We start from the raw sequence: 11,072 nt of genomic DNA on the forward strand, positions 1-11,072 counted from the left end.
AATAAGGTCATGTTTTTTCTTAATCTGTCAATGAAAAACTAAAAATTCAACGAATTTAGAGAGATTTTCAAAAAAAATTTATTTTTATACAATAAAAGACTTTAAAAAAATATTGCTTTGAGGTATAATAAAGACTGATAATTTATAATAAATTTTAGAAAAGGTCGGTGTTATTATGCCTGTTGAGTTTAAAGTTCCGCTTACAAAAGTTGTTAAAGAGTTGTCGCTGGAGCCGTTATTTCTTCCGGATGACTATGAAAATATTCAGATAAGTTCAATGGATGTCAACAGACCCGGTCTTGCTCTTACGGGGTATCTTGATTTCTTTGATAAAACAAGAATTATAATTTTCGGTAAAACCGAATATTCATACCTTGCACGTTTCGGCAGTGAACAGCAAAGACATGTAATTGAAAATCTTTTCAAGCTGAAGCCGCCGGCAATTATAATCGCCAGAAACCTTCCGGAAAAGGATGAGATTTTGTCTACAGCAAAGCTTTACGATATTCCGGTGCTTCGTTCACCTGATTCAACATCATCCCTTTCCGCTTCACTTGTATCATTCCTCAGCGTTGAGCTTGCTCCGAGAATTACAAGACACGGAGTTTTGGTTGAGGTATACGGCGAAGGCTGCTTGCTTATAGGCGACAGCGGTGTTGGTAAAAGCGAAACAGCTATTGAGCTTATAAAAAGAGGTCATCGTCTTATTGCGGATGATGCCGTTGAAATAAGAAGAGTTTCAAAAACTTCTCTGGTTGGTTCATCTCCTGATAATATCAGACACTTTATCGAGGTTAGAGGCGTTGGCATTATAAATGCCCGCAGAATCTTCGGTATGGGTGCTGTAAAGCTTACAGAGAAAATCAACATGGTTATAAATATGGAGCTTTGGGACAGCACAAAGGTTTACGACAGAATGGGTCTTGAAAATGAGTACATGGAGATACTTGGAATTGATGTTCCTGTTTTGACTATCCCTGTTAAGCCCGGAAGGAACTTGGCTATTATTATTGAAGTTGCCGCCATGAATAACCGTCAGAAGAAAATGGGCTACAACGGAGCTCAGGAGCTTTTGCAGAGCTTAGGTATGGATGTTACCCCAACAGAGGTTCATAAGAAAAAAATTATCACAAACTGGAAGGCATAATCCAAAATTTTAATATTCTAATTATTATTAGGAGGATTTATGACAGATTCTCAGATAAAAAATACTTTTTGTGAGAAAGCCCTTGAGTGTGGCTGTGACCTGCTTATGGATGAGCCCATGAGCAGGCACACCACTTTTAAAATCGGAGGACCGGCGGAAATTTTTGTGGAAGCAAAAGACGTTGAAACTCTGAAAAAATTGGTTTCTTGGGCTGAGGAAAGCAAATTAAAATATATGCTGCTGGGTAACGGCAGCAACCTTCTTGTCAGCGACAAGGGTATAGAGGGCGCAGTGATTACGCTGGGCGGAGATTTTAAAGATATAAGACTTGTTTCAGAGGATACAATAGCCTGCGGAGCCGGTGTAACTTTAGCAAAACTCAGCTCCTTTGCTCTTGAAAACTCTCTTGAAGGTCTTGAGTTTGCCTGGGGAATACCGGGAACCGTTGGGGGAGCTGTGTTTATGAATGCAGGCGCTTACGGCGGAGAGATAAAAGATGTTCTTAAAACCTGCCGTCACATGACACAGGACGGTCAGGTTGTGACTTTGTCAGAAAATGATTTTAATTTCGGATACAGAAAGAGTATCTATAAAGAAAACAAGTGGACTATTTTAGACTGCGTTTTCAAACTGAAAAAAGGCAATAAAGAGGACATAAAGGCAAAAATGACAGACTTTATGAACAGAAGAACCTCTAAACAGCCTTTGGAATACCCAAGCGCCGGAAGTGTATTTAAAAGACCGGAGGGAAATTTTGCCGGAACACTGATTGAACAGTGCGGACTGAAAGGAACTTCCGTTGGCGGCGCATGTGTAAGTGAAAAACACGCCGGTTTTATTATCAATAAGGGCGGGGCAACCTGCAAGGATGTCTGCGACCTGGTAGAATTGATACAGAAAACCGTTAAAGATGAAACAGGTTATCAGCTGGAAAGAGAATTGATAATCGTGGAATGATTTATATATTTATTGATTAAAACCGCTGAAAAGAAAAGCGGTTTTTAAATCGGGAAGTTAGTCAAAGGGAATGAGTATAAATGGAATTTGTGATTATAACCGGTTCATCAGGAGCCGGAAAAACAAACGTGCTTCATATGATGGAGGATATAGGCTTTTACTGCGTGGACAATATACCGCCTGCGCTGCTTTCTACTCTTTATGACCTGTGCAACACAACTTCTGACAAAAGGATGAAGCGTGTTGCGGTGGTTATAGACGTAAGAGGAGGAAACGTGTTTGATACCCTTGTAAAGGAGCTGAGCAAATTCCGCAAGGAGGGAAAGAATGTAAAAATTCTTTTCCTGGACGCCAAAAACGATACACTTCTTATACGCTATAAGGAAACAAGAAGAAAGCACCCCTTGACGGACTTGTATTCAAACATAACAATTAAAGATGCGGTAGAGCTTGAAAAACAGCTTTTAAAGCCAATAAAAGCCAACGCAGATTATATTATAGACACCACAAACATGTCGCTGAAGCTGCTGCGTGAGCGTGTAGCAACATTGTTTTTGGAAAATGTCAAAGACGGGCTTATTGTCACCTGTATGTCCTACGGTTTTAAATACGGTATTCCCCTTGAAGCCGATTTGCTGCTTGACGTAAGGTGTCTGCCAAACCCATTTTACATAGATGAGCTTAAAAAACAGACCGGTCTTGATGAACCGGTCAGAAGCTATGTTATGGGTTTTGAGGAATCCGTGGAGATGGCAAACAGATATCTGGAGTTTTTGAAATACACTCTGCCTCTTTACAGAAAAGAGGGCAAAAGCGAACTGGTTATTGGGGTCGGCTGTACGGGAGGAAAGCACCGTTCCGTAACTATTGCCTGCTATCTCAATACAAAGCTTACCGAGGCCGGATACAGAAGCGGTATTCATCACCGTGATATATGGAAGCCTTAAAACTTAAATATTTTCACCAGAGGTAACTAATGTCTTTTTCGTCAGATGTAAAAAAAGAGCTTTGCTCTTTGCAGATAAATCCGGAGGATAATTTGGCTGTTGAAAGAACAGTGGCGGAGTGTTACGGAATGCTGCTGTTTGGAAAAAAGTTTTCCTTTAATGAAATAAGTCTTGCAACTGAAAGCCGTGCAACGGCGGGAAAATTTGTAAATTTTCTCACAGGACTTTTTTCACCTCCTCCGATTATTGATACTATAAGGTCTTTAAAAACAAAAAATAATGAAATACGGCTTTATACTGTCAGGGTGGTAAACACAGATGAATGTCTGAGAATTTTTGAAAAATTCGGTCATGACAGGTCACAGATAAACCTGCGTATAAATATGGCAAATATTGACGATGATACAGTATCGGACTTTTTGCGAGGAGTTTTTCTGTCCTGCGGTTCTGTGACAGACCCTGCAAAAACCTATCACCTTGAATTTATTGTTTCAACAAAAAGTCTTTGCACGGATTTGTGCAGAATAATAGAGGATGCCGGAGACTATTCAATAAAGCCAAAGGTTATCCAGCGTTCGGGCGTGTATGTTATATACATAAAGGAAAGCTCACAAATACACGAGTTTTTGAAGCTTGCCGGCGCCGAAGAAAGTTTAAAGAAATTTGAAGAAGAAAAAAATATAAAAGAGCTTAGAAACAGCGTAAACAGGTTGAGCAACTCAGAGGTTGCCAATATAAAAAAGACCGCCAACGCCTATCTGAAGCATATGAAAGCCATAAAAATAATCGAAAACAGCTGCGGACTTGACGCACTTCCTCCGGAGCTTGAGGAGATTGCAAAAATAAGGATGGAAAATCCGGAGCTTTCACTGAGAGGTTTGGGAGAAATGCTCACACCTCCCATAAGCCGAAGCGGTGTAAACCACAGGCTTGAAAAAATCATGGAAATTGCCCAGTCAATCAGCGGAGCAGGCTCCGTGGAAGATAAGGAGTGAAAATGATGGCGGCAGAAAAAAAGAAAAAAAGCGATAAAGAATTCACTTTTGAAGAGGGCTGCAAACGCCTTGAGGAGATAGTTGCACAGCTGTCGGGGGGCGAAGTGACTCTTGAAAAAAATATAGAGCTTTATAAAGAAGGCAGCGAGATTTTAAACGCCTGCAATGAAATGCTTGAACAGGCAAAGGGCGTTATCAAAGTTGTTGACAAGGATTGATGTTTCGGAAAGCGGGGAAATAACGTGACTGAGTATTTATCATTGATAGAAAATAAATTACAGGAATATTTACCGTCAAAGGACTGCACAGAAGGCGTTTTGATGGAATCTATGGATTACAGCCTTAAAGCAGGCGGAAAAAGGGTAAGACCCTGTCTTGCTTTGGAATTTTGTAAAGCCTGCGGAGAAAATCCCTGTAAGGCTGTTCCTTTTGCCTGCGGTGTGGAGATGATTCATACCTATTCACTTATCCATGACGACCTTCCGGATATGGACAACGACGACATGAGAAGAGGAAAGCCGTCAAACCACATAGTTTACGGTGTAAGCACTGCAATTATCGCCGGAGACGCTTTGCAGAGCCTTGCTTTTGAAACAGTTTTGTCAGAGGAAGCGGAGAAGCTCTGTGGAAGTCATGCCTGCGTAAAGGCGGCAAGAACTCTTGCTAATTACTGCGGAGCCGTGGGAATGTGCGGCGGTCAGATGATAGATATACTCTATGAAGAGAAAAAAGCCGGAATAGAGATACTCAGGGAAATGGACGAGAAAAAAACAGGAGCACTTATAAAAGCCGCCTGTGAGATGGGCTGTATTGCCGCCGGAGCCGACGAGGAAACAATAGCCCTTGCAAGGGAATACGGCGACAATATAGGACTTGCTTTCCAGATAGTTGACGATATGCTGGATGTGATTTCAACTTCCCAGGAACTTGGAAAGCCCATAGGAAGCGACAAGGAAAACGATAAATCCACATATGTGTCCCTTTTGGGTATAGAAAAATGCAGAGAACTTGCAAAGGAAGCCACAGATAAGGCGGTAAAGGCTCTCGACGGATTTAAAGGCGATACAAAGGAGCTTAAAGAATTTGCATACAGTCTGCTTAACAGAACTAACTAAAATCTTGCCTGAAAAGGAAAAATCTGTTATAATAAACTTTTACAGAGAAATTGCCGCAAAATATAGGCGGTGATTCATTCTGATATTAAGTGAGGAAAAGACCATGAAATCATATGAAATTCTAAATGGTATCACCTCTCCACAGGACCTTAAAAACCTCGATGACAAACAGCTTACCCGGCTTTGTGAAGAGATACGTGAAAAGCTTATTGAAACCGTATCTGTAAACGGCGGTCATCTTTCTCCTAATCTGGGAGTAGTGGAGCTTACAGTGATGCTTCACTATGTTTTTGATTCACCGAAGGACAGCATTATATGGGATGTAGGCCATCAAAGCTATACCCACAAAATTCTGACCGGTCGATTGGGACAGATTGACACAATAAGAACAGAAAACGGACTTTCAGGCTTTCCTAAAAGAAGCGAAAGCAAGCACGACGCTTTTAATGTAGGTCACAGCAGTACGTCCATATCTGCCGCTTATGGAATTGCTCAGGCGAAGAGCCTTTTGGGCGATAACAGCTATACAATAGCGGTAATAGGAGACGGATCTTTGACAGGTGGACTTGCCTACGAGGGCTTAAATAATGCAGGCAGATTTAACAGAAACTTTATCGTCATCCTCAACGATAACAAAATGTCAATTTCTCATAACGTGGGTGCCATAGCCAGATATCTCAGCAATATGAGAATACAGCCATGGTATCTGAGGGTGAAGAAATATATTGAAGGCGGACTTTCACATTTTTCTGTTGTGGGAGGCTACCTGAAAAAGCACCTGCAAAAGAGCAAATCAAAGTTAAAACGACTTATTTATAAGGATACATTTTTTGACAGCATGGGCTTTACCTATTACGGTCCCGTTGACGGACACGATATGGACGAGCTAAAAAAAGCTTTGCAGGCGGCAAAAAGAATGACCTCTCCTGTGCTTTTGCATGTTGTTACTAAAAAGGGTAAAGGCTATCAGTATGCAGAAAATGACCCGAAGAACTTCCATGGTATAGGAAGCTTTGATGTTGAAACAGGAGAGCCTTTGTCAAGTGGAGTTGGATTTTCCGATGTATTCGGGGATTATTTGACAGATGCGGCAAAAGAAGACAGAACAATCTGCGCAATAACTGCCGCAATGAAATCAGGAACAGGACTTAATAACTTTGCGCAGACCTATAAAAACAGATTTTTTGATGTGGGTATTGCAGAGGAACATGCGGTGACTTTTGCCTGCGGACTTGCTTCCAAGGGCATGATGCCGGTATTTTCCGTGTACTCCACATTTTTACAAAGAAGCTATGACCAGATACTTCACGACGCCGCAGCTCAGCAGCTCCATATAGTTTTGGCTATAGACAGAGCAGGAGTTGTAGGCGAGGACGGAGAAACCCACCAGGGAGTATTCGACGTAAGCCTTCTCAATTCAGTACCGGGAGCAACAATATATTCTCCTTGCTATTTTGAGGGACTTGGCCTTTCTCTGAACAGGGCAATGTACTATGATATGGGTGTGGCGGCTGTAAGATATCCAAGAGGCGGAGAGCTTTACCGTCCAAAGGATTTAGTGGATGTAAATGAAGATTACAATATTTACGGCGACGAGAACAGCGAAGTTTTGCTTATTGCATACGGAAGAGAATTTTCAAATGTCTGTCTTGCAAAAGAGGCTTTAAAGAAAAATCACAACAAAGACGTATGTATTTTGAAGCTTTGCAGAATTAAGCCGATAAATCCGGAAGCTATTGAGTTCGCTGTGAAATTTAAAAAGATTGCTTTCTTTGAAGAGGGAATTTTAAGCGGCGGTATAGCCGAAACATTCCTTTCAAATCTTGAAAGCAGAGACTATAAAGGTGAATATATAATCCGTGCCATTGAAGATGAATTTGTTCCTCACGGAAAAGTAAACTCCTTGCTTTGCCGTCTGGGACTTGACAGCCAGTCTGTTGAAAAACTTGTAATGGACAGATTTTTTAATAATTAAAATTCTGATATAGAAAATGCCGGAATAAAGGAAGTAAAAAAAGGGTATGAAAAAAAGACTTGATATTCTCGTATGTGAGAAGGGCTTGGCTGAAAGCCGTGAAAAGGCGAAAGCTGTAATCATGGCGGGACAGATATATGTTGACAATCAAAAGGCCGATAAATGCGGTGATACTTACGATGAAAATGCAAGTATCGAGCTTAGAGGTCAGACACTTAAATATGTAAGCCGTGGAGGTTTAAAGCTTGAAAAAGCCATGGAGCAGTTCGGCCTTGACCTCAGCGGAAAAATATGTATGGATATCGGAGCTTCTACCGGTGGGTTTACCGACTGTATGCTTCAAAACGGAGCGGTAAAAGTATATTCAGTGGATGTAGGCTATGGTCAGCTTGCCTGGAAGCTTCGTAATGATGAAAGAGTAGTAAACCTTGAAAGAACCAACATGAGAAAGGTCACAAGGGAAGAGGTTCCCGATGTTATTGACTTTTTTTCCATGGATGTATCATTTATTTCAATAAAGCTTTTGCTTCCTGTTGCACGTGAGCTTATGGGAGAAAACGCCGAGGCGGTTTGTCTTATTAAGCCACAGTTTGAAGCGGGAAAAGGTAAGGTAGGAAAAAAAGGCGTTGTAAGAGACAGTAAGGTTCATGTGGAGGTTGTGAAAGATATCTACGACTTTTGTCTTAACAATGGATTTGATGTGCTGCACACTGATTTTTCACCTATTAAAGGGCCTCAGGGCAACATTGAATACCTTATACACATAAGAAAAAGTGAGGACCCTCAGGATTTTGCAAAGACAAATGCGGAAGAACTGGTGGAGATTTCACACAAAAGTCTTGATTGAATTTATCAAACCAAAGGAAGAATAAGATGAAACTGGCTCTTGTAGTAAACGATAAAAAAATTGAAGCGGTAAAATGCGCTGCCCGAATAATCAAAATGTTTTCTGATGACGGTGTTGAGGTAGGTATGATCCGTCAAAATGCGAAAACAATGGAAAGTATTGACCCGCAGCTTGCGGCGAATGTTGAGTGTTTTGAAAATCACAGCCTGCTTGCCGGATGGTGCGACTTTGCGGTTACTGTTGGAGGCGACGGAACCATAATACATATGGCAAAGCACGCCGCTTTGGCAGGAAAACCTATTGTGGGCGTAAATGTGGGCAGAGTCGGTTTTGCCGCAGAGCTTGAAACCTACGAGATTTCAGAACTAAAAAAAATAATTGTATCCGATTATAATACAGAGAAAAGGATGCTCCTTGATGTATGCGTGAAAAAAGGTGACCGTGAAAAGACTTTTATCGCAGTAAACGATGCGGTTATCTCAAGAGAGGGCCTTTCAAGGATAATAGATATGGAAGTTTCCTTAAACGGAGAAAACTTCTGCTGCTACAGAGGCGACGGAGTGTTGTTTTCAACTCCTACAGGTTCCACGGCTTATTCACTTTCTGCCGGAGGACCTATAGTGGACCCAAATATGAGCTGTCTGATAATGACGCCTCTGTGTCCGTACTCTCTGTTTTCAAGGTCTGTGGTGTTGTCAGACAAAGCGCAGCTCTCAATAAAAGTACATTCCCCCGACAACAGCACCGGTTTTTTAACCATTGACGGACAGGAATCTGAAGAAATTTTAGACGATGATATAATAACGGTGAAATGTTCAAGTGTGTATCTGTCCATGATACACCTGAAAGATAAAAATTTTTACAGGCTTTTAAAAGAGAAACTGCCCAGGAGTGAATAACAATGAAAAACAGACGACATGAAAGGATACTAAAGCTTATAAACGAACATTCCATTGAAACCCAGGAAGAACTGCTGAAATATTTGCGCAGCAGTGGTTTTGATGTAACACAGGCCACGGTTTCAAGGGATATAAAAGAGCTTAGACTTTTAAAGACCATGACCCACGACGGCAGGTATAAATATACCGCCGGCGTTTCAAATATTGTGGATATAAAAAATAATTTTCAAAGTCTATTTGGAAATTCCGTCACCAGCGTGGACTATGCCGGAAACCTTGTTGTTATAAAGACATCAACAGGTATGGCGCAGGCGGTGTGCGTTGGATTTGATACAATGAAGTTTGATTCCATTTTGGGAAGCATTGCCGGCGATGACACAATTTTTGTTGCCTGCCGTTCAAACGAAGCGGCTCAAAGCTTGGCGGCGGAACTTAAAAAATATAACGGCTGAGGATAAAATCCATAGCAGGAGTGATTTATCGTGCTTGACACATTATACATCGAAAACATTGCAGTTATTGAAAAGACCGCAATTGAGTTTGAAAAAGGCTTTAATATAATGACCGGTGAAACCGGAGCGGGAAAAAGTATCGTTATTGATTCAATAAACTGCGTAATAGGCGGCAGAGCCTCCAAAGATTTGATACGCACAGGATGTCAAAAGGGAGTTGTCTCCGGCGAGTTTTCTCAGGTTCCAAAAGAATGTGAGGAAATGCTCAATGAGTACGGTTTCAGCTGTGACGAAGAGCTTATAATAACACGTGAAATACTTTCAAGCGGCAGAAGCACTTGCCGTATAAACGGTATGCCGGCTCCTTTGTCTGTATTAAAAGCCATATCTCCGTTTTTGATAAATATACACGGTCAGCACGAAAGCTACGAGCTTATGAGCGACAGCAGACATTTGGGTTACCTTGATTCAATGGGGGATTACAGTGAACTGCTGAAACAGTATAAAGAAGAATTTGATAAATATAAAGAGTATAAAAGAATACTTGAGGAGAATGTGACTGACGAAGCCCAGCGAATGAGGGAGACGGACATTCTCACATATCAGGTTGAGGAGCTGAGAAACGCTCAGCTCAGAATAGGGGAATTTGACGAGCTTACAGCGGAAAAAATTAAGCTTAGCAACAGCGAAAAAATAAGAGATGCTTTGGCTGACTCAAAAATGATGCTTGACGGCAGAGATTTTAAGGGAGCCTGCGAGCTTGCAGACGAAGCTTCTTCACAGCTTTCCGTAGTCAGCGGCTACATGCCGGAGGCTGAAAAGCTTTCCTCAAGACTTACGGACGTTTATTACGAATTGAGGAGCATTTCCGAGGATATAGAAGCTCTTATAGATGACGCAGATATTGACCCCTACAGATTAAATGAAATTGAAGAAAGATTGGACCTGCTTTACAGGCTCAGAAGAAAATACGGAGAAAGCGAAGAAGAAATGATTGCTTTTCTGGAAAAGTCGGAAGAAAGGCTTTTCCAGCTGGAAAATTTTGAAAACACCAGAAAAGAAGCTCAGAAAAATTATGATATAGCCCTTGAAAAGGTTACCAAAACAGCGGAAAAGCTCACAGAAAAGAGAATAGCAGCCGGTAAAATTTTCAAGGAAGAGGTGGAAAAAGAGCTTGCCTTTTTGAATATGAAAGGCGTAAGAATAGAGGTTTCAGTGGAGAAAGTTCCCCTCAATGATAAGGGCTGGGATAAGGTTGAATTTTTGATATCCTCAAACCCGGGTGAACCGCCGAAGCCGGTTTCAAAGATTGCCTCAGGCGGCGAGCTTTCAAGAATGATGCTGGCGATAAAAACCGTACTTTCAAAGAACGATATCACCGGCACATTGATTTTTGACGAGGTTGACACAGGTATTTCCGGTTCAGCTTCCCAGAAAGTCGGCATGAAGCTGAAACAGGTTTCAAAAAACAGACAGGTTATCTGTGTTACTCACCAGCCTCAGATTGCCGCCCTTGCAGACATACATTTCCTTATCAAAAAGTCAACAGACGGCGAAAGAACATATACTGAGGTTACAAAGCTTGACGATGAAAACCGCATAAAATCCCTTGCCGCACTAATCGGAGGTGCTGAAGTAGGCGGAACGGCATTGGAACACGCTAAAAAACTTATTGAAGAAGGCAAAAATTTGTAAATTTGTTTTGACAAACGTGTGAAAAAAGAATAAAATAGATATA

At 41.3% G+C, this 11,072-nt stretch carries 11 protein-coding genes; all 11 read left to right on the forward strand.

Features of this window, described 5'->3' with window-relative positions; translation table 11 throughout:
• Window positions 1–175 precede the first annotated feature (175 nt).
• The 11 genes from hprK (at window position 176) to recN (ending at window position 11,029) form a co-directional block, all read left to right on the forward strand.
• Window positions 176–1,147, forward strand: a complete 972-nt coding sequence (gene hprK, locus CGICJO_RS08510; RefSeq protein ID WP_087379014.1) for an HPr(Ser) kinase/phosphatase — start codon at window positions 176–178, stop codon at window positions 1,145–1,147.
• A gap of 39 nt (window positions 1,148–1,186) precedes the next feature.
• Entirely contained in the window at window positions 1,187–2,104 is a 918-nt protein-coding gene (gene murB, locus CGICJO_RS08515) for a UDP-N-acetylmuramate dehydrogenase (protein WP_486498566.1), read from the forward strand.
• Window positions 2,105–2,184: 80 nt separating this feature from the next.
• The gene (gene rapZ / locus CGICJO_RS08520) at window positions 2,185–3,051 is read left to right on the forward strand and encodes an RNase adapter RapZ (RefSeq protein ID WP_087379018.1); all 867 of its coding nucleotides are present in this window, start codon (window positions 2,185–2,187) and stop codon (window positions 3,049–3,051) included.
• 29 nt (window positions 3,052–3,080) lie between these two features.
• The gene (gene whiA, locus CGICJO_RS08525) at window positions 3,081–4,046 is read left to right on the forward strand and encodes a DNA-binding protein WhiA (RefSeq protein ID WP_087379020.1); all 966 of its coding nucleotides are present in this window, start codon (window positions 3,081–3,083) and stop codon (window positions 4,044–4,046) included.
• 5 nt (window positions 4,047–4,051) lie between these two features.
• Entirely contained in the window at window positions 4,052–4,264 is a 213-nt protein-coding gene (gene xseB, locus CGICJO_RS08530; protein ID WP_486498567.1) for an exodeoxyribonuclease VII small subunit, read from the forward strand.
• A gap of 24 nt (window positions 4,265–4,288) precedes the next feature.
• On the forward strand, window positions 4,289–5,161 hold the full coding sequence (locus CGICJO_RS08535; RefSeq protein ID WP_486498568.1) for a polyprenyl synthetase family protein: 873 nt from the start codon (window positions 4,289–4,291) through the stop codon (window positions 5,159–5,161).
• 103 nt (window positions 5,162–5,264) lie between these two features.
• The gene (gene dxs, locus CGICJO_RS08540; RefSeq protein WP_087379024.1) at window positions 5,265–7,136 is read left to right on the forward strand and encodes a 1-deoxy-D-xylulose-5-phosphate synthase; all 1,872 of its coding nucleotides are present in this window, start codon (window positions 5,265–5,267) and stop codon (window positions 7,134–7,136) included.
• Window positions 7,137–7,182: 46 nt separating this feature from the next.
• A complete protein-coding gene (locus CGICJO_RS08545; protein ID WP_486498569.1) occupies window positions 7,183–7,983 on the forward strand; it encodes a TlyA family RNA methyltransferase in 801 nt (266 codons plus the stop codon).
• A 26-nt stretch (window positions 7,984–8,009) separates the two neighbouring features.
• Window positions 8,010–8,882 (forward strand): NAD(+)/NADH kinase, encoded by an 873-nt coding sequence (locus CGICJO_RS08550; RefSeq protein ID WP_486498570.1) that lies wholly within the window; start codon window positions 8,010–8,012, stop codon window positions 8,880–8,882.
• A 2-nt stretch (window positions 8,883–8,884) separates the two neighbouring features.
• Window positions 8,885–9,334, forward strand: coding sequence for an arginine repressor (gene argR / locus CGICJO_RS08555; protein WP_087379030.1), 450 nt, complete (start codon window positions 8,885–8,887; stop codon window positions 9,332–9,334).
• Window positions 9,335–9,364: 30 nt separating this feature from the next.
• Entirely contained in the window at window positions 9,365–11,029 is a 1,665-nt protein-coding gene (recN, locus tag CGICJO_RS08560) for a DNA repair protein RecN (protein WP_486498571.1), read from the forward strand.
• Window positions 11,030–11,072: the final 43 nt, after the last annotated feature.

The sequence above is a fragment of the Candidatus Limousia pullorum genome, assembly GCF_057405065.1.

Coding starts and splice junctions, on each gene's coding strand:
- hprK (WP_087379014.1), top strand. CDS start 176: ATGCCTGTTGAGTTTAAAGTTCCGCTTACAAAAGTTGTTAAAGAGTTG.
- murB (WP_486498566.1), top strand. CDS start 1,187: ATGACAGATTCTCAGATAAAAAATACTTTTTGTGAGAAAGCCCTTGAG.
- rapZ (WP_087379018.1), top strand. CDS start 2,185: ATGGAATTTGTGATTATAACCGGTTCATCAGGAGCCGGAAAAACAAAC.
- whiA (WP_087379020.1), top strand. CDS start 3,081: ATGTCTTTTTCGTCAGATGTAAAAAAAGAGCTTTGCTCTTTGCAGATA.
- xseB (WP_486498567.1), top strand. CDS start 4,052: ATGGCGGCAGAAAAAAAGAAAAAAAGCGATAAAGAATTCACTTTTGAA.
- dxs (WP_087379024.1), top strand. CDS start 5,265: ATGAAATCATATGAAATTCTAAATGGTATCACCTCTCCACAGGACCTT.
- CGICJO_RS08545 (WP_486498569.1), top strand. CDS start 7,183: ATGAAAAAAAGACTTGATATTCTCGTATGTGAGAAGGGCTTGGCTGAA.
- CGICJO_RS08550 (WP_486498570.1), top strand. CDS start 8,010: ATGAAACTGGCTCTTGTAGTAAACGATAAAAAAATTGAAGCGGTAAAA.
- argR (WP_087379030.1), top strand. CDS start 8,885: ATGAAAAACAGACGACATGAAAGGATACTAAAGCTTATAAACGAACAT.